At 71.4% G+C, this 23,887-nt stretch carries 22 protein-coding genes; 9 read left to right on the forward strand and 13 right to left on the reverse strand.

Annotated features, from left to right (window positions below; translation table 11 throughout):
* Positions 1 to 6: 6 nt before the first annotated feature.
* On the reverse strand, positions 7 to 894 hold the full coding sequence (locus tag ACQPZF_RS27560; protein ID WP_433261703.1) for a TIGR03620 family F420-dependent LLM class oxidoreductase: 888 nt from the start codon (positions 892 to 894) through the stop codon (positions 7 to 9).
* Between the two features lie 151 nt (positions 895 to 1,045).
* Between ACQPZF_RS27560 and ACQPZF_RS27565 the strand changes: the two genes are divergently transcribed.
* Both ACQPZF_RS27565 and ACQPZF_RS27570 read left to right on the forward strand, forming a co-directional pair.
* Positions 1,046 to 2,329 carry a cytochrome P450 gene (locus ACQPZF_RS27565; protein WP_433261705.1) on the forward strand — a complete coding sequence of 428 codons (1,284 nt, stop codon included), beginning with the start codon at positions 1,046 to 1,048 and terminating at the stop codon, positions 2,327 to 2,329.
* A gap of 16 nt (positions 2,330 to 2,345) precedes the next feature.
* Positions 2,346 to 3,605, forward strand: coding sequence for a cytochrome P450 (locus tag ACQPZF_RS27570; protein WP_433261707.1), 1,260 nt, complete (start codon positions 2,346 to 2,348; stop codon positions 3,603 to 3,605).
* A 263-nt stretch (positions 3,606 to 3,868) separates the two neighbouring features.
* On the opposite strand, the gene ACQPZF_RS27575 is transcribed toward ACQPZF_RS27570, so the two are convergent.
* From ACQPZF_RS27575 to ACQPZF_RS27585, 3 genes are all read right to left on the reverse strand, one after another.
* Entirely contained in the window at positions 3,869 to 5,305 is a 1,437-nt protein-coding gene (locus tag ACQPZF_RS27575; protein ID WP_433261709.1) for an FAD-dependent monooxygenase, read from the reverse strand.
* Positions 5,302 to 6,792 (reverse strand): FAD-dependent monooxygenase, encoded by a 1,491-nt coding sequence (locus tag ACQPZF_RS27580; protein WP_433261711.1) that lies wholly within the window; start codon positions 6,790 to 6,792, stop codon positions 5,302 to 5,304. The genes ACQPZF_RS27575 and ACQPZF_RS27580 overlap by 4 nt, the downstream gene beginning before the upstream one ends.
* Positions 6,793 to 6,964: 172 nt before the next feature.
* Positions 6,965 to 8,458, reverse strand: a complete 1,494-nt coding sequence (locus tag ACQPZF_RS27585; protein ID WP_433261713.1) for an MFS transporter — start codon at positions 8,456 to 8,458, stop codon at positions 6,965 to 6,967.
* A gap of 130 nt (positions 8,459 to 8,588) precedes the next feature.
* On the opposite strand from ACQPZF_RS27585, the gene ACQPZF_RS27590 reads away from it, so the two are divergent.
* Complete coding sequence (locus ACQPZF_RS27590) at positions 8,589 to 9,197, forward strand: TetR-like C-terminal domain-containing protein (protein ID WP_433261715.1); 609 nt, start codon at positions 8,589 to 8,591, stop codon at positions 9,195 to 9,197.
* Here the strand turns inward: ACQPZF_RS27590 and ACQPZF_RS27595 are convergent.
* Entirely contained in the window at positions 9,146 to 9,790 is a 645-nt protein-coding gene (locus ACQPZF_RS27595) for a TetR/AcrR family transcriptional regulator (RefSeq protein WP_433274723.1), read from the reverse strand. The genes ACQPZF_RS27590 and ACQPZF_RS27595 overlap by 52 nt on opposite strands.
* 202 nt (positions 9,791 to 9,992) lie before the next feature.
* Between ACQPZF_RS27595 and ACQPZF_RS27600 the strand changes: the two genes are divergently transcribed.
* A complete protein-coding gene (locus tag ACQPZF_RS27600; protein ID WP_433261717.1) occupies positions 9,993 to 10,775 on the forward strand; it encodes an AfsR/SARP family transcriptional regulator in 783 nt (260 codons plus the stop codon).
* 49 nt (positions 10,776 to 10,824) lie between these two features.
* On the opposite strand, the gene ACQPZF_RS27605 is transcribed toward ACQPZF_RS27600, so the two are convergent.
* Both ACQPZF_RS27605 and ACQPZF_RS27610 read right to left on the reverse strand, forming a co-directional pair.
* On the reverse strand, positions 10,825 to 11,148 hold the full coding sequence (locus tag ACQPZF_RS27605; RefSeq protein WP_433261719.1) for a non-heme iron oxygenase ferredoxin subunit: 324 nt from the start codon (positions 11,146 to 11,148) through the stop codon (positions 10,825 to 10,827).
* Positions 11,149 to 11,321: 173 nt separating this feature from the next.
* Positions 11,322 to 12,281, reverse strand: coding sequence for a toxin glutamine deamidase domain-containing protein (locus ACQPZF_RS27610; RefSeq protein WP_433261722.1), 960 nt, complete (start codon positions 12,279 to 12,281; stop codon positions 11,322 to 11,324).
* Positions 12,282 to 12,593: 312 nt separating this feature from the next.
* Between ACQPZF_RS27610 and ACQPZF_RS27615 the strand changes: the two genes are divergently transcribed.
* Entirely contained in the window at positions 12,594 to 13,898 is a 1,305-nt protein-coding gene (locus ACQPZF_RS27615) for a glycoside hydrolase family 18 protein (protein WP_433261724.1), read from the forward strand.
* A 67-nt stretch (positions 13,899 to 13,965) separates the two neighbouring features.
* On the opposite strand, the gene ACQPZF_RS27620 is transcribed toward ACQPZF_RS27615, so the two are convergent.
* Positions 13,966 to 16,260, reverse strand: coding sequence for an Orn/Lys/Arg decarboxylase N-terminal domain-containing protein (locus ACQPZF_RS27620; protein WP_433261726.1), 2,295 nt, complete (start codon positions 16,258 to 16,260; stop codon positions 13,966 to 13,968).
* A 168-nt stretch (positions 16,261 to 16,428) separates the two neighbouring features.
* On the opposite strand from ACQPZF_RS27620, the gene ACQPZF_RS27625 reads away from it, so the two are divergent.
* Positions 16,429 to 17,754 (forward strand): M20/M25/M40 family metallo-hydrolase, encoded by a 1,326-nt coding sequence (locus ACQPZF_RS27625; RefSeq protein WP_433261728.1) that lies wholly within the window; start codon positions 16,429 to 16,431, stop codon positions 17,752 to 17,754.
* 31 nt (positions 17,755 to 17,785) lie between these two features.
* On the opposite strand, the gene ACQPZF_RS27630 is transcribed toward ACQPZF_RS27625, so the two are convergent.
* Complete coding sequence (locus tag ACQPZF_RS27630; RefSeq protein ID WP_433261730.1) at positions 17,786 to 18,949, reverse strand: Vgb family protein; 1,164 nt, start codon at positions 18,947 to 18,949, stop codon at positions 17,786 to 17,788.
* 188 nt (positions 18,950 to 19,137) lie between these two features.
* Here ACQPZF_RS27630 and ACQPZF_RS27635 point away from each other — a divergent pair, with 188 nt between their 5' ends.
* Positions 19,138 to 19,989: an alpha/beta fold hydrolase gene (locus ACQPZF_RS27635; protein ID WP_433261733.1), complete on the forward strand. Its 852-nt coding sequence runs from the start codon at positions 19,138 to 19,140 to the stop codon at positions 19,987 to 19,989.
* A 6-nt stretch (positions 19,990 to 19,995) separates the two neighbouring features.
* Here ACQPZF_RS27635 and cph read toward each other — a convergent pair whose 3' ends face one another.
* Positions 19,996 to 20,823 carry a capreomycin phosphotransferase gene (gene cph / locus ACQPZF_RS27640; protein WP_433261735.1) on the reverse strand — a complete coding sequence of 276 codons (828 nt, stop codon included), beginning with the start codon at positions 20,821 to 20,823 and terminating at the stop codon, positions 19,996 to 19,998.
* A 230-nt stretch (positions 20,824 to 21,053) separates the two neighbouring features.
* Here cph and ACQPZF_RS27645 point away from each other — a divergent pair, with 230 nt between their 5' ends.
* The gene (locus tag ACQPZF_RS27645; protein WP_433261737.1) at positions 21,054 to 21,569 is read left to right on the forward strand and encodes an OsmC family protein; all 516 of its coding nucleotides are present in this window, start codon (positions 21,054 to 21,056) and stop codon (positions 21,567 to 21,569) included.
* Positions 21,570 to 21,599: 30 nt separating this feature from the next.
* Here ACQPZF_RS27645 and ACQPZF_RS27650 read toward each other — a convergent pair whose 3' ends face one another.
* Positions 21,600 to 21,998, reverse strand: coding sequence for a DUF4267 domain-containing protein (locus ACQPZF_RS27650; protein WP_433261739.1), 399 nt, complete (start codon positions 21,996 to 21,998; stop codon positions 21,600 to 21,602).
* 89 nt (positions 21,999 to 22,087) lie between these two features.
* Here ACQPZF_RS27650 and ACQPZF_RS27655 point away from each other — a divergent pair, with 89 nt between their 5' ends.
* Positions 22,088 to 22,657: a TetR/AcrR family transcriptional regulator gene (locus ACQPZF_RS27655; protein WP_433261741.1), complete on the forward strand. Its 570-nt coding sequence runs from the start codon at positions 22,088 to 22,090 to the stop codon at positions 22,655 to 22,657.
* 31 nt (positions 22,658 to 22,688) lie between these two features.
* On the opposite strand, the gene ACQPZF_RS27660 is transcribed toward ACQPZF_RS27655, so the two are convergent.
* The gene (locus ACQPZF_RS27660; RefSeq protein ID WP_433261744.1) at positions 22,689 to 23,210 is read right to left on the reverse strand and encodes a hypothetical protein; all 522 of its coding nucleotides are present in this window, start codon (positions 23,208 to 23,210) and stop codon (positions 22,689 to 22,691) included.
* A 190-nt stretch (positions 23,211 to 23,400) separates the two neighbouring features.
* On the reverse strand, positions 23,401 to 23,883 hold the full coding sequence (locus ACQPZF_RS27665; RefSeq protein WP_433261746.1) for an anthrone oxygenase family protein: 483 nt from the start codon (positions 23,881 to 23,883) through the stop codon (positions 23,401 to 23,403).
* Between the last annotated feature and the right edge of the window lie 4 nt (positions 23,884 to 23,887).

Below are 23,887 nucleotides of genomic sequence, written 5' to 3' on the forward strand. Positions count from 1 at the left end.
CGGACGTCAGCGGCGGGTCAGCGCCGCCAGTTCGCGCCACTCGGCGAGGGGCAGCTCCTCCGCCACGCCGCCGGTGACCGAGAAGGCCACGTGGTCGGCGCCGGCGGCCAGGTGCTCGTCCACGCGCGCGGCGATGGCCTCCGGGCCGCCCCAGGCCACCGCGGAGCGCACCAGGCGGGAGGCCTCCCGGCCGTGCAGGTCGACGTCGAAGCCGAGTTCGCGCAGCACGTCCGCCCGGTTGGGCAGGGACTCGGCCACGTAGGTGCGGGCGATGTCGCGGGTGGCCGCGTCGTCGGGCCCCAGCACGACCGGGAGCACCACGCCGAGGAACCGGTCCGGGCCCAGCAGCTCGCGGGTGCGGGCGGTGTGCTCGACCGGCATTCCCAGCGGCAGCGCGCCGTGCGCCCGGCCGGCCGCCAGGCGCAGCATCTTCGACCCGACCGCGCCGATCACGCGCGGCCCGCGCTTCTCCGCGCCGGGCGGCCCGAACGGCGCGGCGTCCATCCTGTCCAGGTAGCCGCGCATGGTCGCCACGCGCGGCCCGTACACGTGGCCCCGCACCTGCTCGACGAACCACGGGTGGCTGATGCCCAGCCCGAGCACGAACCGGTCGCCGTACGCCTCCAGCAGGGTGCGCTGGCCCTGGGCCATCGTGACGGGGTCGCGGCCGTACACGTTGGCCACGCCGGTCGCGATGGTCATGCGGGATGTCGCGGCCAGCAGCAGGGCGGCCTGGGTGAGCGCCTCACGACCGAACAGCTCACCCGCCCACAGCGCCGAGAACCCGAGCTCCTCGATCTCGCGCGTCGCCTCCAGCACGCGGCCGACGGGTTGGCCGTCCAACTGGTTGGTCCACAGACCGACCCGACCGACTTCCACCTTGGCACCGGACATAAGCGGAATCCTCACTGACAGGGGAATCTCGGCCCCGGCCAGAATACGGAGGAAGCCTCCGCTTCGCAACAGATCACGCCGCCCTTTAGCCGTCCCCAAGGGCCGCGGGTCACCATCGGCGCTGACGCAGCCGTACCCGAAGGGGTTGTCCGTGACCGAGTCCATCGCGCCCGAGACCGACACCACGCCCGACGACGCGGCCCCGGAGACCGCCCGGAACAGCTTCCCGTTCCCCCAGGGGCCCGACCGCTTCCCGTTCCCGGACGGGCCGATGGCGTCACCGCCACCGGAGTTCGGCCGACGACGCGCCCAGTGCCCCGTCAGCGAGGTCACCCTGCCCATGGGCGACAAGGTGCTGCTGCTGGTCAAGCACGCCGACATCCACGCCGTCATGAGCGACGACGCGCGGTTCACCCGCGACCTGTCCCAGCCGGACCGGCCGAGGCTGTTCCCCAACCAGGAGGTCCTGGAGGACCCGACCCTGGTGATGAACATGAACGGCGACGAGCACCTCCGGCTGCGCCGCATCATCGGCCCGGCCTTCACGCCGCGCCGGGTGGAGGGGTGGCGACCGGAGATCGCGCAGATCGTCGGCGAACTGCTCGACGACATGGAGGCCGCGGGCTCACCCGCCGACCTGATGGCCGACTTCGCCAACAAGCTGCCGACCCGCTTGGTGCTGCGCCAGTTCGGCCTGCCCGACGACGACGGCGCCCGGCTCCAGCGGTGGGTCTCGGCGTGGCTGTCGGTCGCCGCGCCCGAGGAGATGGACGCGATCCGCGTGGAGTTCAGCCAGTGGGTCGTGGACACCGCCGAGCGGTCCCGTCGCGACCCCGGCACCGCGCTCATCGACCGCCTGGTCGACGCGCACGACGAGGGCGACCGGATGTCGGACGCCGAGCTGGAGTCGATGATCCGGTCCATCGTGGCGGCCGGTATCGAGTCGATCGGCAACGCCATCGCCCGTTCGGTGTTCACGCTCCTGCGCGATGTCGAGCACTGGGAGGCGCTGGTGGCCGACCGGTCGCTGCTGCCGGGCGCGATCGAGGAGCTCATGCGGGTCAATCCGCCCGGTGGTGGTTCCGTCGGCCTGATGCGCAAGGCCACCGAGGACGTGGTGCTGCCGTCGGGCGCGCTGGTGCGGGCGGGCCAGTGGGTGACCACTCCGGTGGTGGCCGCGGCGCACGACCCGGAGGTCTTCCCGGAGCCGGAGGAGTTCAGGCTGGACCGGCCGAAGACCGCGCCCACGATGATCTTCGGCGCGGGCAGGCACTTCTGCCCCGCCGTGCACCTGGCCAAGGCGGAGGTGGAGGTCACGCTGTCCGCGTTGATGGACCGCTTCCCGGGGCTGCGGATGGCGGTCGCGCCGCAGGACCTGCCGTGGTCGAACTCGAACTTCACCGTGGGTCTGCCCGGCCTGCCGGTCACCTGGTGAGCTGGAGGACCGGCACATGAGACGAGCTGCGCACGACGAGCCGGTGAGCACCACCCGGCAGTCGCCCGCCGACGAGGAACTCGCCGACTTCCCGTTCCCCGAAGGACCACGCGCCACCCCGTCGCCCGAGTTCGCGCGCCGTCGGGCCGAGTGCCCGCTGAGCCGCGTCAGGCTGCCCACCGGCGACACGGCGCTGCTGGCGGTGCGGCACCGGGACATCCAGCAGATCATGGGCGACGACGCCCGGTTCACGCGCGACTTGTCCGCGCCCGGGTCGCCGCGGTTGTTCCACAACCTGCTGATGCTGGACGACCCGACGATCCTGCTCAACATGCACGGCGAGGACCACCTGCGGCTGCGCCGGATCATGGCCTCGGCCTTCACCCCCCGGCGCGCCGACGCGCTCCGCCCGAAGATCCAGGAGAAGATCGACCTCCTGCTCGACGAGGTGGAGCGGGGCGAGCGACCGGTGGACCTGATGCAGTTCGCCTACCGGCTGCCCACCAGCCTCATGTGCGGCATGCTCGGCATCCCCGAGGAAGACGGCCCGCAGCTCAAGGAATGGGTGTCGGCCTGGCTGTCGTTCGCGATGTCGCCGGAGGAGCTGGACCGCGCGGCGCGCGGGTTCGACGACTACGTGGTCGCGCTGGCGGCCCGACGGCGGGCGGAACCCGGTGACGTGCTGATCGACCACCTCATCAGCGCCCGCGACGTGGACGACCGGCTGTCCGAGGACGAACTGGTGTCGATGGTCCGGACCCTGGTCATCGGCGGCAACGAGACGATCGCCGGTTCGCTGAGTCGGATGCTGCTGACCCTGCTGACCAGGCGGGAGCACTGGGAGGCGCTGCGCCGCGACCGGTCGCTGGTGCCCGCGGCGATCGAGGAGCTGTTGCGGCACAGCCCGCCGGGTGGCGGTGGCAGCGGCCTGATGCGGATGGCCACCGAGGACGTCGTGCTGGAGTCCGGGTCCGGTGTCGTCCGCAAGGGCGAGGGCGTGTTCACGCCGCTGGTGGCGGCCGGGCACGACCCGGAGGCGTTCCCCGAGCCGGACCTCGTCCGGTTCGACCGGCCCAGGACGCCGGGCACCGTGCAGTTCGGGGCCGGGCGGCACTACTGCGTCGGCGTGCACCTGGCCCGCGTGGAGTTGGAGCTGGCGTTGACGTCACTGCTCGACCGCTTCCCGGACCTGCGACTGGCCGTGCCGGTCGAGGAGCTGGTGTGGTCGGAGGGCACCTACGGTGTCACCCTGCCCGCGCTGCCGGTCGTCTGGTGAGACGCGTGCGCCGCACCTACGGTGTCACCCTGCCGGTGGTCTGGTGAGACGCGTGCGCGAGAAGGCCTGGGGCACTTGAGTTGCCGCGGTAGGCGACACCTGTTCGTCCAGGGGCCGGGCGGAAGGCTGTTCGACAGCCTTCCGCCCGGTCTGCGTTCTCCGGCCGCTGTCACCGCCCGATCCGACCACCCGTGCGCGAGTGCCCGGCCGGGGTTCCGGCCGGGCACCTCGCCACCTCTCGGCCGAAGCCGGTCCACCACGCGTCAGGCGGCGCCGAACCAGGTGCGCAGCGCGGTGGCCAGCGCGTCGGAATCGTTGCCCGCGTAGGCCACGTGCCCGTCCGGGCGCACCAGCAGGAAGTCCGCGTCGACCTCCTGCAGCGGCTTGGCCCGGACCGCGCCCACGCCGTCGGGCAGCTCCGCGGCCGGTGACCGGTCCGCGGACGACACCAGCAGGGCCCGGCCGGACGCCATGGCGCGCGCGACCGTTGTCTCACCCTGCTCGGTGAGCAGCGGGTAGTTCGGCACCGGTTCGCCGATCAGCGGATGGTCGCCCGGTCCGGGTTCGGGGTAGCGCGCCAGGGTCGGCATGCGCAGCAGGAGCCGGCCGGCCTCGCCGATCCGCAGCATCCGGTCGAGCAGGTCGCGCAACGGGCCGACCTTCGACAACGGGTGCATGAGCGCCATCTGGGCGCGGGCGTGGTCGCAGGCCCGCAACGCGACGGGCCGCCGTTCGGCCTCGTAGGTGTCCAGCAATCCCTCCGGAGCCCGGTCGGTGACCGCGGCGGCGAGCTTCCAGCCGAGGTTGGCGGCGTCTTGGAGGCCGGCGTTGAGCCCCTGCGTGCCCGAGACGAACGACACGTGCGCGGCATCACCCGCGAGGAACACCCGGCCGTCGCGGAACCGGTCCGCCACCGTGCTCTGGCGGCCGAAGCGCGCCACGAACCCGGTGCCGCGCAGCTTGGGCGCGGTGCCGGTGACGCGTTCGACGGCCGCGACCAGGTCGTCCTCGGTGACGGACCCGTCGGCGGGCTCCGGGCGGGATCCCCACTCGATGGTCATGAAGCGCAGCACACCGGGGGCGACGGGGATCGCGCCGAACACGCCGTCGTCGTGCAGGCCCGCGTCGAACTGCTCGCCCTCGACCAGCTCCACGTCGCCGAACACACCGCGGTACGCCGAGGTCGGGTGATCGGCCTGCCCGATACCCGCCAACGCCCGCACCTCGCTGTCCGCGCCGTCACACCCCACCAGGTAGGAGGCGCGCACTTCCTGCTCCGCGCCGTCCGTCGCGCGCACGGTCACCGTGACGCCGTCCGCGTCCTGACGGAACGCCACGACGCGGTGGCCGCGCCGGACCTCGGCGCCCAGTTCGACGGCGCGGCGCTCCAGGACCGTCTCGGTGCGCCACTGCGGGATGCCGTAGGTGAGTTCCTCCGGACCCGCGTCGGAGATGTCGAGCCACAGCAGGCCGAAGGGCGTGCGCGGCCAAGCGAACATGCCCTGCGCCCGCAATTCGTCGGCCAGCCCGCGCCGTTCCAGCAGTTGCAGCGTGCGACCGTGCACCGCCATGCCCGCCGAGTGCTCCTCGATGCGCGCCTTCGGTTCCACCACCAGCACGGGCACGTCCGCCAGCCGCAGTTCGGCGGCGAGCATCAGTCCCACCGGACCGCCGCCCGCCACCACCACCGTTGCAGTCATCGCTTGCTCCCAAGGGTCGTCGTGGTCGGCTCGCCGAACCAGGTGCGCAGGCCGCGGCTCAGCGCGTCCGGGTCCGTGCCCCGCTCGTCGGCGTGGGCCACGTACCCGTCGGGGCGGATCAGCAGCGTTCTCGCGGGGATGTCGGCGGACTCGGCGACGCGGACGACGTCCACGCGGTCGGCCCACCCGGAGGCGAGGTCGACGGCCGGCTCGTGCTCGCCGAGGACCACCAGGACGCCGCGCCCGGCGTGCAGGGTGCTCGCCAGCGTCACCTCGCCGGCGGAGGTGCTGATCTTGGCGTTGGGGATGCGCCCGCCGACCATCGGGTGCGCGGCGCCCTCGAAGTCGTAGCGGATGTCGCGACCGGAGAGGATGCCCATCAGGTACCGGTTGACCGGCTTCAGCCGCACCAGTTCCTTGAACAGCCCGCGCAACGGCTCGACCTGGTCCAGCGGGTAGAGCAGGCCGTCCTGGGCACGGGTGCTCCAGCACAGCCGCTCCCCCACCGGCCGCCGTTCGCGGTGGTAGCTGTCGAGCAGGTCGGCGGGCGCCCACCCGTCGATCTCGGCGGCCAGCTTCCAGCCGAGGTTCAGCGCGTCCTGGACGCCGGTGTTCAGCCCTTGGCCGCTGATCGGCAGGTGGATGTGGCAGGCGTCGCCGGCGAGGAGCACCCGGCCCTCGCGGTACCTGTCGACGAGGCGGGTCGCGTTGCCCACCCGGGACAGGAACCGCACCTCGCCGGTGCGCAGGATGCCCAGGTCGCGTCCCGAGCACTTGCGGAACTTGGCCCGGAACTCCTCCACCGTCGGCTCGACCTCCTTGCCGGTCTTGGGCACGCCGAACTCGAACGCGGTCACCCGGTGCAAGCCGGGCCGCAGTGGGATCGACGCGTACATGCCCGGTTGGGAGATCGTCGGGTGGATGAACTCCTCGACGTCGTCGGGCGTGATGACGTCGGCGGTCAGACCGTCCGCAGTGGACACCGTGCCCGGGAAACCGATGCCGGCCCGCTTGCGGACGATGCTGCCGCCGCCGTCGCACCCGACGAGGTAGGCGCACCGGATGCGGTACTCCGCGCCGTCCGCCGGTCGCACCAGCACGGTCACGCCGTCGTCGTCCTGCTCGAAGTCCACGACGTCCTGGCCGCGCCGGATGTCCGCCCCCGACTCGACCGCGCGGTCCTCCAGCAGGCGCTCGATCTCCCGCTGGGGCACCAGCAGCGGCAGCAGGCTGGCATCGCCCACGTAGTCCTGGAGCTCGACCAGGCCGAAGTTGTAGGACGCCACCTGCGGGTAGTCGCTGAACTGGTGGAGCCCGCGCTGTTCGAGCACCTCCAACGTCCGGGCGTGCAGGGTCAGCGACCGGGAGTACTCGCTCGGTTCGGAGAACCTCTCCACGACCGTGACGGGCACGCCCGCCAGGGCGAGTTCACCGGCGAGCATGAGACCTACGGGCCCACCACCGGCGATCACGACAGTGCGACTCACTACGACTCCTCTGCGGCGGCGGGCGCGATGCTGGCCCACAGCATTCGCGGAGCCTCTAAAACCAGCCTGAAGCGGAGTCGGTGGAGCACCGGGGACGTGCGAATACGGCACGGACGCAGGCGGTCCGGGTCCTGGGGGTCACCAGGTCCGCCTGCGTCCGTGCCGTGCCTGCTCAGTCGGCCGGGGTCGCTTCCGCATTGCCTGGCTGAGTGGCCTCCGCTGCCGGAGCAGCGGGTTTCGAGATGACGAACAGGGCGATCAGGAACGCGAGTCCGACGAAGACCAGGGAAGCCAGGAAGGCCGCTCCCATGCCCTCCACCATGCCGAACCGGACGTCACCCGGCGCGATTTCCCCCGCGCCGCGGAAGGCCGCGCCGAACACGGCGACCAGGACGCTGATGCCGAGGGTGAAGCCGATCCACTGCATGACCTCCAGCACACCGGCGGCCGAGCCCGCGTTGCGACCGGACACATCGGACAGGATCGTCACCGAGACGGCGGTGAACGCGAAGCCGGCGCCGATGCCGAACAGCAGGATCGGACCGAGGACGCTGCCGAAGTAGTTGCTGGACAAGGACACCGTGGACAGCCACGCCATCCCGGCGAAGATGATGGCGGAGCCACCCAGGATGAGCGGTTTGGCACCGACCTTGGCCAGCAGCTTGGCCGCCTGGCTGCTGGCGATCATGATCGCCGCCGCCATGGGCAGGAACGCCAGGCCCGCGATCAGCGGCGTGTAGCCGAACACGTCCTGGAGCAACTGGCTGACGAAGAAGTTCATCGCCGCCATGGTGGCGACCAGGCCCACCAGGGTGAAGTAGCCGCCGGTGCGGGTGCGGCTGCTGAACAGGTCGAGCGGCATCAGGGGCTGCTCGGTCCTGCTCTCCACGAACAGGAACGCGATCAGCAGCACGAGCGAGGCGCCGAGCGCGAGGTAGGTCGGCATGTCGGACCAACCGCGTTCGGCGGCGTTGAGCAGGCCGTACACGAACGTGGCCATGGTGGCGGTGGACAGCACCATGCCGGCCCAGTCCGCCTTGCCGGGGTGCCGCTCGGCCTCCTTGACGTGCAGGGGCGCGAGGATGAGCACCACCAGGGCGAGTGGCACGTTGATGAACATCACCCAGCGCCACGTGCCCGCCTCGGTGAGCAGGCCGCCCAGGATGAGGCCGACCGCGAGGCTCGCCGCGTAGGCGCTCGCGACCATGCCGAACGCCTTGTTCCGCTGGGGGCCTTCCTCGAAGTTGCCGGCCACCAGCGCCAGCGAGTTCGGCGCGGCGAGCGCGGCGGCGACACCCTGCACGACGCGCCACAGGATCAGCAGCTCCGCGGAGTCGGAGAGGCCGCCGAGCAGCGAGGCGATGGCGAAGACCACCAGGCCGATGATGAAGATCCTGCGGCGGCCGAAGATGTCGCCGATGCGGCTGCCCAGCAGCAGCAGGCCGGCGAAGGCGAGCGTGTACGAGCTGCTGACCCAGGCCAGGCCGGTGGCGGTGAATTCGAGGTCGGCGTGGATCTGTGGCAGCGCGATGTTCACGACGGTGGCGTCGATGCCGACCATGAACTGGCTGAGCACGATCACCAGCAGGGCTAAGCCGGTCTTGCCCCGTTTGCCGGGGGCACCGGGACGTCCGACCTCTTCAGCCGGCACAGATGCGGTGGACAAGAGCCCCTCCAAGGGGTCAAGATGCGTCGGGTCCAGAAGACCAGTAGTAGACGTTCGCGTTCACTATAGGAACGTCGCCACTCCCGGCGCAAGGGATTCCCCTAGGATTGCCCCGGAGGTGTCGCGTCGAATGTCAGCCGTGCAGGACCCAGCCGCCGGGCCTCGTCCGGGAACCCGCCGTCGCGGAGAAGCCCTGGAGCGGGCGATCCTCGACGCCACCATCGAGCAGTTGAGCTCGGTGGGCTACACCGGGCTGACGATGGAGGGCGTCGCCGCCGCCGCGGGCACCGGCAAGGCCGCGCTGTACCGCCGCTGGAGCGACCGCGACGACCTGCTGGCCGCCGCGCTGCGCCACGTGCTGCCCGACCCGCGCGCCGTCGAACTGACCGGCGACGTCGGCGCGGACCTGCTCGCGCTGCTGCGCTGCATCCGCGACGCCATCACGCGCACCCACGGCTCCGTGTTCAAGGTCGTGCGCGCCGAGGTCGCGGGCGCCGGCGGGATGCTGCACTCCGTCGTGGGCCAACGGGTCATGGACCCGTGCCACGAGCTGATCGCCGAGGTGCTCCGGCGTGGCGCGGAATCGGGCGAGCTGCGCCCCGAGGCCGCGTCACGGATGGTCGCCACCGTGGGCCCGGCGTTGATCGTGCACTTCGTGGTGCACCACGGACCCAACGTGCCGGACGACTACGTGGACTCGATCGTGGACGAGGTGCTGGTTCCGCTCACCGCGCGCTGACGCCGTCGCGGGCGGTCGTCGCGCGGGCGCAGGCCGTCCAGCACGAGCGAGACGAGGCGCCCGCGCTCGGCGGTCGAGCCACCGGTCTGCTCGCTCGCCCAGGCGATGGCGTTGACCAACTTGAACACCTCGTCCACCGCCACGTCGGGGCGCAGCGCGTCGGCCTCCTTGGCCCGCTCCACGAGGGCGGCGCCGGCGGCGAACATGTCGTTGTGGCACGAGGAGAAGAGCTTCTCCGTGCGCTTGAGGCCGCTGACCATCAGCACGCTGGCAACGCCTCGGAACCGGGCCGCGTGCTCGGCCACCGAACTCAGCCACTCGACCAGCGCCGCGCCGACGTCCCGCTCGGACAACAGCTCCGCCGCGCGGGCGGTGATCACGTCGACCTGTTCGCGCAACAACGCCTCCAGCAGGTCCTGCCGCGTCGGGAAGTGGCGGTAGAGCGTGCCCGGCCCCACACCCGCCCGCCGGCACACCTCGTCCAGCGTCGCGTCGTGCCCCTGTTCGGCGAACACCTCGGCCGCGGCGGTCAGCAGTTTGACGCGGTTGCGCCGCGCGTCCGCCCGCAGCCCTCGATTCCCGCCGTGTTCCATCCCGCCCACCCATCACCGGCACCTCGGCGCTTCCTGTCACCAAGCTTCCCACGTCGGACACCGGCCGCGGCCCCTCCGGCCGGCGGCTCGTACGTGTTTTCCCCGATGCGGAGACTATCTCCGCTCTGGCAGCGTGGGCCGTAGCGGCGCTGGGGGCGTCGTCGGACGGCCCTGGCTGTCCGTGCAATCACTAGGGGGAAGCATGCAGTTCCAGATCCTCGGCCCGATCCGGGTGTTAGACGGCCGGCACGAACACGTCCTGAACCCGCGCAAGGTGCAGGCGTTGCTCGCCGCCCTGCTCATCAAGTCGGAGCAGGTGGTCAGCACGGACCAGATCATGATGGAGATCTGGTACGAGAACCCGCCGCGGCGGGCCATCGCGTCGTTGCACGTCTACGTGTCACAACTGCGCAAGTTCCTGGCCGGGACCGGGGAAGACGGCAGCCGGGTGCTCACCAGGGCGCCGGGCTACCAACTGTCGCTCGGCGCGGACACGGTCGACGTCCACGAGTTCCGGACGCTGCTGGAACGCGGCCGGACGCTCCTGCAGGCGGGGCGACCGGCCGAGGCGGACCACGAATTGGACGCCGCGCGGGTCCTCTGGCGCGGTCCCGCGCTGGGCGAGGTCGCCGGCGACGGCCCGCTGCTCCAAGGCTTCACCGCCTGGGCGCAGGAGGCGTGGCTGGAGTGCCTCGAACTGCACATCCGCACCCAGTTGGCGCTGGGCAGACACCGGTCGGTCATCGGCAAGCTCCACCAGTTGATCTCCGAGTACCCACTGCAGGAGTCGTTCTACCTGCAGTTGATGCTGGCGCTGTACCGGACGGACCGGCAGGGGGACGCGCTTCGCGTCTACCACCAGGCGCGCAACGTGCTCAACACGGAGTTGAGCGTGGAGCCCTGCCGGGCGCTGCGGGACCTGCACCGCACGATCATCATGGGCGCGGAGGTCGTGGACGAGCGGACCGCGGCGCTCGCGTCCTGAGGGTGCGTCCGGGTGGGTGCCCGGCACCCACCCGGACGCGGCCGGAGCGCTACGCCTCGGGAGGCACGCGCACGTACACATCGCCGTTCTCCACCGCCGCGCGGAACACCGTTATCGGTTCGGTGGCGGGCGGGCTCGTCGGCTTGCCGGTGCGCAGCTCGAAGCACGAACCGTGCAACCAGCACTCCACCACGCCGCCGTACACCTCGCCCTCGGTGAGCGGCACGTCGGCGTGGCTACACCGATCGAGCACGGCGTGCACCTCACCGCCGGACCGCACGATCGCCAGCGGCGTGTCGTCCACCTCCACCGCGAGCAGACCCTCCTCAGGCATGTCGCCCAGCGCACACACCCGCACGAAGCCCTCTTCCACGCCGCTTCCTCCACTCCGCCGCTGCTCGTGCCGACGTTATCGAGTCGTTCTAAAGCGCCGGTTCGGCGGCACCGGAGGTCATCTTGACGGGCACCAGCGGTAGGGACGCCGGCGACTCCATCAGCTCACGCAATCGGAGGCTCGTCGCCGCGCACCGCACGTCCCGGCACACCTCAGCCCACCGACATCCGCATCGGGTTGAGCTCTGGCGCGTCGACGGGCTCGAAGTCGCTGCCTTTCACCACGATCATCATCAACGATGCCGCCTGGAAATCGAATTCCCTGGAGATCTTGCGGTTCTGGGGGTCGATCCAGAAGATCGAGCCTTTGTAGTTGACGGCGTTGACCGCGTGGTTGTACTGCCTGCCCTCCGGGCGGAACACCACCATGGCGGCCGAGCCGGGCCCCGCGCCGGACAGCCGGGCCTTGACGTCGGCCGGCGTCGAATAACGGCCGCCGTCGGGGCTGTCCTCCGACGCTCGCCACGGGGCTCCGAGCCATTTCTGGGTCGCCTGGGCACCGTTCGACTCGATCCCCGGAGTTCCGTCTTCGTGGCGGTCGAAAACGCCTGACGCGGCCTTCGGGTTTCCGAACCACGAAGCCAGGAAGGCGCGCGTGGCGTCCTGGCAGTTCGATCGGAACCTGGGGTCTTCGTCGTACTGGCTGTTGAGCGCCGCCAACCAATCCGCGGGATCCAACTTCATGAAAGGGATGTTGGCGCCCTTGTACGGTTTCGGGAATTTCTTGTGCTCACCGCTCTTGGTCTTGGGGAACTTCGCCTCCAGTCCGCTCTGCGCCTCCGGGGACGCGGGCACCAGACCCCCGGGACGGAAGTACAGGTCCTCACGTGCTTCATCCAGAGTCTCGGGAATCCTCGTGCGGTCCGCCGGCGCCCGCTGGACCGCAACGTCGGAAGCCGCCGGAACGGGTCCTCCAGGCCCCGGATCGACCGGGGCGCCGTGCCGGTGTGCCAGCAGGCGGACGACGGCGCGGTTGCCCACCGCACGCTGGAGAGCCGCCAGCTCGGCCGCTCCGGCCGGGACGGTGCTGTGCGCCCGGAGTTCCGACGCCGCCGGTGAACGGTCCGGATCACGTCGCCTCCGGATCGGAAGCTCTTCTTGTTCTGGTTGCATGTGCGGAGGACCTCCTGGCGTTTCAGCCATGGTTTCCGGCGCACCGCCGTTCCGGAGTGTCGGCACGGGCACACCGCGGGCACACCACCGGCACGTTCGGGCAAGTGGTCAGCGGGTCGAGCACCGATGCCGCGGTGGGCTTCCACTGCGAGTCGCCCACGACGATCGCGGGACGCCGTCGGGCGGTGGTGGGTTCGTCCCACCTCGTGGGCTCGGGCCTTCCGGTTGCGCCGTCCGGGCGTAGCTGTGGTCTAGACCTCCATCTAGCGTGGTCTGGACCTTACCGTCGTCGCTGCTAGCGCGAGGAGAACCATGTCGATGAAGAGATGGGGCGCCGCCCTCTTGGCCGGTGCCTTGTCGGTCGGGTTGTCGGTCGTCGCGTCGCCGGCCCAGGCCCACGACCACCACGGCGGCAGCGCCGTCCGCACCGTCGGGTACTACACCCAGTGGAGCATCTACGACCGCAACATCCCGATGCGCTACCTGGTCGAGAACGGCACCGCGGCCAAGCTCACCCACCTCAACTACGCCTTCAGCGTCCTCGACGAGCAGGGCGGCTGCGTCAGCTCCGACCCGTGGGCCGACTACCAGCGGCCGTTCTCGGCGGAGCAGGCCATCAGCGGCAAGGCCGACGAGCCCGGCCAGGCACTGGCGGGCAACCTCAACCAGATCAAGCAGCTCAAGCAGAAGTTCCCCAAGCTGCGGGTCTACATCTCACTCGGCGGCTGGACGGGGTCCAAGTACTTCTCCAACGCCGCGCTCACCCCGCAGTCGCGCGCGGCGCACGTCAAGTCCTGCATCGACCTCTGGCTCAAGGGCAACCTGCCGGGTGCGCCCGCCGGCGCGGCCAAGGGCGTGTTCGACGGCATCGACCTGGACTGGGAGTGGCCGTCCACCGAAGGCGAAGTCGGCAACGTCGTGCGCCCCGAGGACAAGCAGAACTTCACCAAGCTGCTGCGCGAGTACCGCCTCCAGTTGTTCAAGCAGGGCTTCAAGGACCGCAGGATCTACGACCTCACCGCGTTCCTGCCCGCCAACCGCGAGGCGATGGACCGCGGGTACGAACTCGCCGAGGTCTACAAGCTGCTGACCTTCGCCACCGTGCAGGGCTACGACTACCACGGCACCTGGGAGAAGACCACCAACCAGCAGTCGGCGATCCGGGTGCCCGAGGGCGACCCGACCACGCCCAAGGACAGCGGCGAGATCGTCGTGGACGCGCACATCGAGCGCGGGGCGCCACGCCACAAGATCACGCTCGGCGTGCCGTACTACGGTCGCGGCTGGACCGGCGTGACCAACCGGAACAACGGTCTGTTCCAGCAGTCCACCGGCCCCGCCCCGGCCACCTTCGAACCGGGCTACGACGACTACCGCACGCTCAAGAACCTGTTGGCAGGCGGGAAGTACAAGCTCTACCGCGATGAGAAGGCCGGGCACGCCTGGCTGTTCGACGGCACCACGTTCTGGACCTACGACGACCCGACCGAGCTGAAGCGCAAGGGCAAGTTCATCCGCGACCGCAAGCTCGGCGGCGCGATGATCTGGTCGCTGGACGGCGACACGCCGCAGGGTGACCTGATCAAGGGATTGCACGCCGGTCTGCACCGGCGCTGAGCGAAACCGGGGCCGTGGGGCGGGTCTGTTGGTGGCCCGCCCCACGCGGGCGGCCCTCGGCCTCGGCTCACCGGCGGAGGCAGGTGATCCAGTAGTGGCCTGCCGCGTCCCTGGTCACGCCGTGCGTTTCGCTGGCGAAGCCGGGGAATTCGCGGTCGAACGCTTCGAGGGTGCGGAGGTAGCGCATGGTCGCCGTGTCGGTGTCACCGGCTGATTCACCGGGCATGAGGACCGGGATGCCGGGTGGGGTCGTGACGACCATGGTCGCCACCACGCGGTCCGCCAGGTCGGACAGGCGGACCGGTTCGGTGCCGCCTCGGATCAGCCGCTGGTACGACTGCGCCGGGGTCAGCACGGGCTGCGGTGGGTCGGTGAACGCCTCGTCCAGGAGCGTGATCAGGTCGCCCTTGCTCAGTTGCGCGTGCATCTTGTCGCACAGGCCGCGCAGGGACAGCCCCGCATAGCGGTCGGGGTGTTCCTTGACCAACGCGGGCAGCACCTCGGCCAGCGGTGCCGCGGTGTCGTAGAGCTGCTTGAAGTCCGTCAGGGCGTCCAGCAGAGTGCCCCACTTGCCTTTGGTGATGCCCATCGAGAACAGCACCAGGCAGGTGTAGGCGTCGGTCTTCTCCACGACGATGCGGCGGGTCTCCAGGTACGCGGTCACGATGCGCGCCGGGATGCCCGTCGCCGCGGCGGTGCCTTGCGCGTCGGTGCCGGGGCAGGTGATCGTCACCTTGATCGGGTCGAGCAGGCAGTAGCCGGCCTCCACGCCGGCGAAGCCGTGCCAGTCCGCGTCGGGTGCGAGCGTCCAGCACCCCGGCTCGGTGCGCAGCAGGTCCAGCGGGGCGTCGGCGAACGCGTACGTGCTGCCGGTGCCCGGATCGGTGACGGTGTCGGGCTGCCAGGTGCCGAAGAACCAGTCCGGCCGGTCGGCGGCCTCGGTGATCCGCCTGCCGAGCCGGGCGACGGCCTGGCGGAACCGGATCGCCTCGGTGATCGCCTCGTCGGTGAGCCACCGCCCGCCGGGGCCGTCCATCATGCCCGCGGCCACGTCCAGCGAGGCGAGCATCGGGTACAGCGGCGAGGTCGTCGCGTGCATCATGAACGTCTCGTTGAACTGCCGGTGTTCGACCGGCGACCTCGGCGAGTTCTTGATGTGCACCATCGAGCTTTGCGACAGCGCGGCCAACAGCTTGTGCGTGGACTGCGTGGAGAAGACCGTCGGGCGGGTCTCGTCGGGCATGGTCGTGGCGTCCACGGACATGCCGTACCGGCGCGCGTAGAGCGGGTTGAACCGGGCGTAGGCGAACCACGCCTCGTCCAGGTGCAGCCGGGGCACGCCGGCGCCGAGCAGTTCGGCCACCCGGACGGCGTCGTAGCACAGCCCGTCGTAGGTCGAGTTGGTGATCACCGCGTACACCGGCCCGTCGCCGGCGGCGCCTTCGGCCAGCGGGCTGTCGCGGATACCGGCGGCCACGGCTTCGGCGGTCATGGCGCCGGGCGGGATCGGCCCCATCAGGCCATAGCCGTTGCGGGTCGGGACCAGGTACACCGGGCGGCCTCCGGTGATGGTCAGGCCGTGGTAGACCGCCTTGTGGCAGTTGCGGTCGACCAGCACCAGCTCGTCGGCGGCGACGCTGGCGTGGCAGACCATCCGGTCGGCGGTCGAGTCGCCGTGCACCACGAAGTACGTCGAGTCCGCGCCGAAGATGCGTGCCGCGTTGCGCTCCGCCTCGCCGATCGGGCCGGTGTGCTCGAACAGCGAGCCGAGTTCCCCGACGGAGATCGACAGGTCGGTGCGGAGCAGCCGTTCGCCGTAGTAGTCGAAGAACGCCCGGCCGACCGGTGACTTCAGGAACGCCACGCCGCCCGCGTGGGCCGGGGTGTGCCAGGAGTACTCGTGGGTGTCGTCGAACCGGCGCAGCTCGCGGAAGAACGGCGGCAGCACCTCGTCCAGGTAGCGCGTCGCGGCGAACCCGATCCGGCCCGCGATGAAGTCCGGGGTGTCCTCCAGCAGCCACACGTAGCCGCTGACGGCCTCGGAGACCCACAGCGGGAGGTCGTCCACGTCGGTCGCGGTCGGCACCAGGAACACCGGGAGCCGGGTGAACCGGGCCATCAGCGCCTTCAGCACCGCCTCCGCGGGGCGCTGCCCGTCGCCCGCGCCGAGGTCCCAGCCGACCACCGCCGCCGCGAGGTCCGCGCGGCACTGGGTCAGGGCGAGCGCGTCGGGCGCGGTGCGGGCCCGCGCCACCTCGTGGCCCTGGTCGGCGAGCCGCACGCAGAGCGCGCGGAGTTGGTCGGCCAGCACCGAGCCGTCCGCGCTGCCGTCGACTGCGACCAGGACCGTTGAACGCGGCATCACGGGGCTCCTCGGTGATCCGTGGACTGTGGTACCGCTCACACTCTGCGGCCGAACGGCCCTGTTGTCGATGCACCGAAAGCATGACGGCGCACCGTCGGGGCGGGGTCCGGTTCCTCTCGTGGCCTGCGCGGATCGTCCGGCGCGGCGCAGTGGTAGGAAGACCGGGTGAGCAACGTCGAAGAGGGCCTCCGGGTGGCGCAGGACGAGGTCGTCGCCCTCGCGAGTGAGCTGATCAGGATCGACACGACCAACACCGGGGATCCGGCGACCCTGGTCGGGGAGCGCGCCGCCGCCGAGTGGGTGGCCGAGAAGCTGGGTGAGGTCGGCTACGAGACGACCTACGTCGAGTCCGGGGCGAAGGGGCGCGGCAACGTCGTCGCGCGGCTGGCCGGCGCCGATCCCTCGCGGGGCGCGCTGCTGGTGCACGGGCACCTCGACGTGGTGCCCGCCGACCCGTCCGAGTGGACCGTCCACCCGTTCTCCGGCGCCGTGCAGGACGGCTACGTCTGGGGGCGCGGGGCCGTCGACATGAAGGACATGGTCGCGATGACGCTGGCCGTGGCCCGGCGGTTCAAGCGGGACGGTGTGGTGCCGCCGCGCGACCTGGTGTTCGCGTTCCTCGCCGACGAGGAGGCGGGCGGGGTGTTCGGGGCCAAGTGGCTGGTGGACAACCGGCCCGAGCTGTTCGAGGGGGTGACCGAGGCGATCAGCGAGGTCGGCGGGTTCTCCATCACGCTGAAGGACGACGTCCGCGCCTACCTGGTGGAGACCGCCGAGAAGGGCATCCGGTGGCTCAAGCTGCGGGTGCGGGGCACCGCCGGGCACGGGTCGATGATCCACCACGACAACGCGGTGGCGAAGCTGGCGGCGGCCGTCACCAAGCTGGGGCAGCACCGGTTCCCGATCGTGCTCACGCCGTCGGTGCGGGAGTTCCTGGCCGGCGTCTCGGAGATCACCGGCCTGGAGTTCCCCGAGGACGACATCGAGGGCGCGATCGGGAAGCTGGGCGCGCTGTCCCGGATGATCGGGGCGACCATCCGGGACACCGCCAACCCGACCATGCTGTCCGCCGGCTACAAGTCGAACGTCATCCCGTCGCTCGCCGAGGCCACGGTGGACTGCCGCATCCTGCCGGGGCGCGAGGAGGCGTTCGACCGCGAGCTGGCCGAGCTGCTCGGGCCGGAGGTCGAGCGGGAGTGGCTGGGCCTGCCGCCGGTCGAGACGACGTTCGACGGGGCGCTGGTGGACGCCATGACCGCGTCCATCACGGCGGAGGACCCCGGCGCCAGGGTGCTGCCCTACATGCTGTCCGGTGGCACGGACGCGAAGTCGTTCCAGCAGCTCGGCATCCGCAACTTCGGGTTCGCGCCGTTGAAGCTGCCCGCGGACCTGGACTTCTCCGGGCTGTTCCACGGCGTGGACGAGCGGGTGCCGGTCGACGCGCTCCAGTTCGGCGTCCGGGTGCTGGACCGGTTCCTGCGCAGCTCGTAAGCCTCCGGGCGGACCGGCCCACCACCCCCGGTCAGCCGGGTTCGCCCGGGACCGGGGTGGTGGGCCGGTCCCACCGCCCCGTGGTGAGCTGGGCGACGGTGGAGCTGGTGAGTTCGGTGGCCAGCACGCTGCGGCGCAGCGGCAGCAGGCGGTGCGCCTTGCAGTGCTGGGTGGGCAGCACCGCGACCTCCTCCCCCGTGATCCTGGTGAAGTCCGGGTCGAAGGTCACCCGGACGACCACGTCCAGCGCGTTCGGGTTGACGATCGAGGAGCCCAGCAGCCAGGCGCGGGGCCGGCGGGGCGTGCCGGGCGGGTCGAACGCGAGGTGCAGCAGTGCCGCCGCGGCGACCTCGGGCGACCGGAGGTGGAACCAGGTGGGCCTGCCCTGCGCGTCGATGCGGCCGAACGTGCCGGTGCCCTGCTCGGGACTGCCCAGCAGCGCCACCCACAGGCCGGTCGGCCCGGCCACCAGTCCCATCGGTGTGCCGCCGCGCTCCGCCGGGACCGCGAGCTGCGCGGTGTCGCGGGTGCGGGGGTCGATGCGCAGGATCAGGCCCGCGTCGTCCTGGGTGACGTAGAAGTCGCCCGAACCGGGGTGGCGGGCGACGAAGACCGGGTTCGGCCGGCAGTCGTGGAGCCGGTGGCGGGCCGGGTCGGCGGGGTCGATCGCGAGCACCTGGCGGCTGCGCCGGAGGCTGACCCACAACTGCCCGTCGTACTCGCCGACGTGGTGCGGCCCTTCCCCGCCGCCCGGCACGTCGATCGTGCGGACCACCTCGGGCCGAACGTCCACCGACGCGCCGCCGGGGTCGATCAGGAGCAGCCGGTTCGCGGACTCGTGGGTGGCCCACACCATGCCGGGGTGGCGGTGCGACACCGCCAGGCCGTGCAGCACCGCGTCCGGTGACCCCAGCGGGAACGCCCGCGCCGCCACGACCTCCTCGGTGGCCGGGTCGAGCCGGAGCTTCACCAGCTTGCTGTCGGCGGACTGGGACACCAGCACCAGCGGCTCGCCGGGCACCTTCACCATCTCGTGGGTCCGTTCCGCGGGTGGCAGCCCGTACTCCACCACCGACCGGCGCGGCACCCCGCCCGACGGCGGCCGGCCGTGCGCGACCGCGACCCCGGCGCCGACCGACGCCGACGCGGTGAAGGCGCCCAGCAACAACGAACGGTGGAACGCACGCCGGTCCACGCGACTCCCCTCACGGCGGGAACGGACCCCACGACGGTAGGAACCACCGGGCCCGGCCACCCGCCCAAACCGCCAACGCAACCGTCCCGGGTGACAGCGGCCCACCGCCGGGCGAATTGCGGAACCGTGACGTCCGGTTCGTCCGGTCGTTGGGACCGGTGAGGTCCGACGACGGAAGGGGCAGCGGCATGGCGACCGAGCGGTTGCGGCTGGAGGACGGCACCGAGCTGCATCTGGAGCGCAGCGGCACGCCTGACACCGGGTTGACCGTGGTGCTCGCACACGGTTACGCGTTGGACCACCGCAGTTGGCACCGGGTGGTGGCGGAGCTGCCCGCGGACGTGCAGGTCATCCGCTACGACCACCGCGGGCACGGCGGGTCCGGGCCCGCCACCAAGGAGACCGCGTCCGTCGAGCAGCTCGGGGACGACCTGGGCGAGCTGGTCGAACGGCTCGTGCCGGACGGTCGGGTGGTGATCGCCGGGCACTCCATGGGCGGGATGGCCGCGATGGCGATGGCCGAACGCCGCCCTCGGCTCTACCGGCAGCGGGTGGCGGGTGTCGTGTTCGTCTCGACGGCGGCCGGCGGGCTGGCGGAGACGTCGCTGGCCTGGCCGAAGGCGCTGGGCAAGCTGGTGCGGGAGCTGGAGCGGGCGTTCGGGCCGCTGGTGCGCACCATCCGGGAGAAGATCGAGCCGGCCAAGACCGCGGGATTGCGGTGGTGGCTGTTCGGGGACGAGCCCCGGCCGGAGGACGTCGACCTCACCGCCGACATGGTGTGGGCGCACTGGCCGGACACCATCGCGCTGTTCCGGCCCGCCGTGGACCGGTACGACCGCGAGGCCGCCCTCACCGTGGCGGGCGAACGGCCGGTGATCGCGATCGTCGGCGACGAGGACCGGCTGTGCGCGGAGTACAACGCGCGGGCGCTGGCCGAGGCGGTCGGCGGCGAGGCCGTCGTGGTCGCGGACGCCGGGCACATGCTGCCGCTGGAGAGCCCGGCCGAGGTTGCGGCGCAGATCGTGAAGCTGGGCTCCTGACGCTCCTCACCGGTAGGACGCGAGGCCGTCCGCCAGTTCCGCGTCGTCGCCGTCGCGCGCTGCGGCCAGTGCCTGTTGCAGGGCGAACGTGCCCTGGTAGGCGGCTGTGCGACGGACGGCGGACGTCCGGTCGACGCCCAGCAGGGTGATGATCCGGTCGAGCAGGCCGGCGCCGTAGCTCGCGCCGACGGCGGCGAGGTCTTCGGCGGGGTCGCCGATCACCGCGCCGTCCCAGTCCACGATGCCGACCAGCCGGGGCCGGTCCCCGGTCCGTCGCCACAGCACGTTCTCGCCGCCGAGGTCGCCGTGGACCAGGCCGGTGGTGACGTGGTCGAGCCGCTGCACGGCGGCGAGTTCGCGTTCGGCGCGGTTCCGGCCGGCGGCGTCCATCAGCGGGAACAGTCCGGTGTGGACGCCGGCGGCGAACTCCGTCCACCGGTGCGGGTCGGCCGCGGGCACCACGTCGACGGGCTTGGTGTCCGCCATCGTCCGCAGCACGCGGGCGAACTCGGCGACCATCGCGTCGACCGCCTCGGCGTGGCCCAGTGGGGCGCCGGGCACGCGGCTGAGGGTCAGGAAGGTGTCGCCTACCGGCGCGGAGGGGTCGACGTCGGACAGCGGTGTCGGGATTTCCACGCCCAGGTCGAGCGTGTTCAACGCGGTCAGCAGTGCGGCGCGGCGGGGTAGTTCGGCTGCGGCGGCGGCGGTTTTCGGGAACCTGAACACCCGGTCCGCCGCGATGAGCACGTCGTGGAACTGGCCGCTGTGCAGGCTGACGTCGCCGAGGTCGTGTCCGGCGTGGCGGAGCACGGCGACGTAGTGGGACAGGGTCATGATCCCGGATGGTGCGGTCGTGTCCGGCTGAAGGCGAGCGAATTCGCCGCGGGCGTTCACGAGCTGGGACGGTTGCCGTCCGCATCGTGGGCGGTGCGGGTTATTCCCTCGTTGCGGGCGGCATCCCAGGACGTGGTGAGCGCTATCGGCGGGACCGGTGGGCGACCCAGACTGCGACGCGTGGTTCCGCTCCCGGTGCGGTGCCCGTGCCGTGATCGAAGGAGAATTTCGTGGCCGTTGAGACGCAGTTGAACGACGTCGACATCCAGGCGGTCGGCACGCTCGTCGCCGCCATCCGGGAGGACGCGACGAAGGCCAGGACCACGTGGGCGGCGCACGTCCGGTGGCAGGGCGGTTTCCGGTCCGAGGCGCGGGTGCGCGGGTTCGCCCCGACGGCCTCCGACGAACCGCCCGCGCTCGGCGGCGGCGACAGCGCGGCCAACCCGGTCGAGCAGTTGCTCAGTGCGCTCGGCAACTGCCTGGCCGTGGGGTACGCGGCGAACGCGACCGTGGCGGGGATCGCGATCGACCGGCTGACCATCGACCTGAAGGGCGATATCGACCTGCGGGTGTTCCTCGGGCTGGCGGAGGGGCACGCGGGCTTCGACACGATCAGCGCGAACGTCCACATCGAGTCGTCCGCGCCGCGTGCCGACATCGAGGCGCTGCACGCGAAGGTGGTCCGCTCCTCCCCCGTCGGCCACACCCTGGGCAACGCCGTGCCGGTGGACGTCCGACTGGACTGACGGGGGCCTCGCTGTCCGGAACGTTCACGATCAGCGCCGGGCCGTGACCCGCTGCTCGACCAGCAGGAGGACACCGGTGAGCAGAACGAGGACGGCGGCCGTGCCGTGGACGGCGAGGGCGTAGGCGGCTGTGCCGCCGTGGGTGAGGACGGCGATGCCGTCGCCGATCGGGATGATCGCGTCGGCGAGGACGACCCAGCCCAGGGCCTTGCGGTGGCCGAGGAGCAGGAGGACCAGGGCGGTCAGGGCGTAGGCGAAGTCGCGGACGGCTTTGACGATGAAGTAGCCGGTTCCCTCGTCCGTCGGCCACGGGGTGATGCCGAAGCCCGCCGCCGCGGTGTCGCCGTCGAGCAGGAAGTTCAGGCCGAACCAGAAGCCCGCGAGGACGACGAGTGCCGACAGGACCGTGTTGACGCGCTTGAGGATCATGACCGCTCCGATGGCTGCTAGCACTGCTAGGTACAAGAGCGACACTAGATCTAGTCACGCTTGAATGTCTAGCAGTGCTAGTGTGACGTGTGTCCATCCAGCAGCGCCGCGAGCGCGAACGAGCGGAACGCCATCGGCTGATCGTCGACGCCGCCCGCGACCTGGCCGAGACCGAAGGCTGGGACGCGGTCACCACGCGTCGGCTCGCCGAGCGCGTCGAGTACAGCCAGCCCGTGCTCTACAGCCATTTCAAGGGCAAGGACGCGATCGTGCGCGCGGTCGCCGTGCAGGGTTTCGTGGAGTTGGGTGAGCGGTTGCGCGCCGCCCGGGGCGGGCAGGACGGTCCGGCGGCGTTGCGGGCGGCGGCCGAGGAGTACCTCGCGTTCGCGCAGGCCCGGCCCGCGCTGTACGACGCGATGTTCGTGCGGCGGGTGGACCTCCCGTTCGGGACCGCCGAGACCCCCGACGAACTGCGGGCCGCGTTCGGCGAGTTCATCGCGGCGGTGGCACCCGTTGCGGCACAACGGGATCTGGAGACGTTGACCGAGGTGGTGTGGAGCGCTCTGCACGGCCTGGCGACCCTCACCGACGGCCGACGCCTGCGCCCGGATCACGCGCGTGCCCGGCTGGACCTGCTGCTGGCCGCGTTCCTGGAGTGACGCAGGCTGTGACGCTGGCTGTGACGCAGGCTCACCCGGTGAGGTCGGCTTCGATCGACCGCACCGCCGTGATCGCGCCGTAGGCGAGCAGGTGCAGCAGGCAGTGGTCGGTGTACCGGTCGGTGCGCCAGCCGGTGACGTCGTCCTCGGTGATCCGGCTCGGCGCCAGCCCGGCCAGGATCGCGAGGGCCGCGCCGGGGCGGTCGTCCTCGGTGAGCGTGGCCAGGGATTCGGCCGGCCAGGTGGGGCCGCCTTGCGGGTCGCGGCCCCGGTGCCGGGTGATCGTGTCGTGCACGACCTTTCGAGCCGGTTCCGACAACAGACCCCGGCCGCGGTCGGCCGCGACCCGCAGTGCCGCGTAGGCGGGACCGACCGGGTGGTCGCCCGCCCATGCGGGGATTTCCTCCGGTGGCACGGAAGCGAGCAGGCGGAGGCTTTCACCGGGTGTGCGCTGCCGCTGGATCGCACGGGCGATCGGGGCGCCGTCGAACGCGGCCGGCTCGTCTTCCCGCATGCTCCCCGGCAGCAGGTCGCCGGCGATGAGCACGCGCACCAATCGGTTGATGAAGTGCAGCGCCAGTGCGGTCCCGATGTACTCGGGCGCCTCCTCGGGCGTGGCGAGAGCATCATGACCGCCGGGCCGATGCTGCTGAACTCGGTGTCGACCTGGTGGTAGACGGCGGCCACCTGTCCGGCGGCGTCCTCCGGCCGTACCGGCGTGATGTGGCGGAAGGTTTGTGGCATCAGGGAGTTCCTTTCCGTTCGACGGTCGGCCGACTGCGGACCGCGAGCGAGATGACGAGCACGAAGGCGGCGAGTGCGGTGACGGTGCGCGCGATGTTGAACATCTCCCACCGCTGGAGGATCGAGGCGTAGTCGGCCGGTGGCGTGGTCACGGCCCACACCTTGATCCGGCCGTTGATCGGCACGTTGCCCAGCCTGGTGATCAGGAACGACGCCACGGCCAGTCCGCCTGCCGCGCCCGCCAGGTATCTCGGCGCGCCGCGGGACCACAGGGCAAGAGCGAGCGAACTCAGCGCGGCCAGCCCCATCGCGGTCTGCATGACGGGGCCGTTCATCTGCATGAGGGCGGCGTGGAAGGTCAGGCGCACGTCGAGCGGCACCACGTTGAACGTCGTCGCGACGTTGACCGCGCCGTAGCCGAAGGCTCCCGCGAGCAGGCCGGTGGACAGCAGCGCGAGTGCGGTGACAAGTCGGATCGCCATGATC

This window comes from Actinosynnema sp. CS-041913 (assembly GCF_050942485.1).
In the GTDB taxonomy this organism is placed as follows: domain Bacteria; phylum Actinomycetota; class Actinomycetes; order Mycobacteriales; family Pseudonocardiaceae; genus Actinosynnema.

Bases quoted from the DNA above. Each gene is read 5' to 3' on its own strand.
- ACQPZF_RS27620 (WP_433261726.1), bottom strand. From the start codon at position 16,260: ATGCCGCGTTCAACGGTCCTGGTCGCAGTCGACGGCAGCGCGGACGGC.
- ACQPZF_RS27610 (WP_433261722.1), bottom strand. From the start codon at position 12,281: ATGCAACCAGAACAAGAAGAGCTTCCGATCCGGAGGCGACGTGATCCG.
- ACQPZF_RS27590 (WP_433261715.1), top strand. From the start codon at position 8,589: ATGTCAGCCGTGCAGGACCCAGCCGCCGGGCCTCGTCCGGGAACCCGC.
- ACQPZF_RS27665 (WP_433261746.1), bottom strand. From the start codon at position 23,883: ATGGCGATCCGACTTGTCACCGCACTCGCGCTGCTGTCCACCGGCCTG.
- ACQPZF_RS27595 (WP_433274723.1), bottom strand. From the start codon at position 9,790: ATGGAACACGGCGGGAATCGAGGGCTGCGGGCGGACGCGCGGCGCAAC.
- ACQPZF_RS27560 (WP_433261703.1), bottom strand. From the start codon at position 894: ATGTCCGGTGCCAAGGTGGAAGTCGGTCGGGTCGGTCTGTGGACCAAC.
- ACQPZF_RS27615 (WP_433261724.1), top strand. From the start codon at position 12,594: ATGTCGATGAAGAGATGGGGCGCCGCCCTCTTGGCCGGTGCCTTGTCG.
- ACQPZF_RS27650 (WP_433261739.1), bottom strand. From the start codon at position 21,998: ATGATCCTCAAGCGCGTCAACACGGTCCTGTCGGCACTCGTCGTCCTC.
- cph (WP_433261735.1), bottom strand. From the start codon at position 20,823: ATGACCCTGTCCCACTACGTCGCCGTGCTCCGCCACGCCGGACACGAC.
- ACQPZF_RS27635 (WP_433261733.1), top strand. From the start codon at position 19,138: ATGGCGACCGAGCGGTTGCGGCTGGAGGACGGCACCGAGCTGCATCTG.
- ACQPZF_RS27570 (WP_433261707.1), top strand. From the start codon at position 2,346: ATGAGACGAGCTGCGCACGACGAGCCGGTGAGCACCACCCGGCAGTCG.
- ACQPZF_RS27575 (WP_433261709.1), bottom strand. From the start codon at position 5,305: ATGACTGCAACGGTGGTGGTGGCGGGCGGCGGTCCGGTGGGACTGATG.
- ACQPZF_RS27600 (WP_433261717.1), top strand. From the start codon at position 9,993: ATGCAGTTCCAGATCCTCGGCCCGATCCGGGTGTTAGACGGCCGGCAC.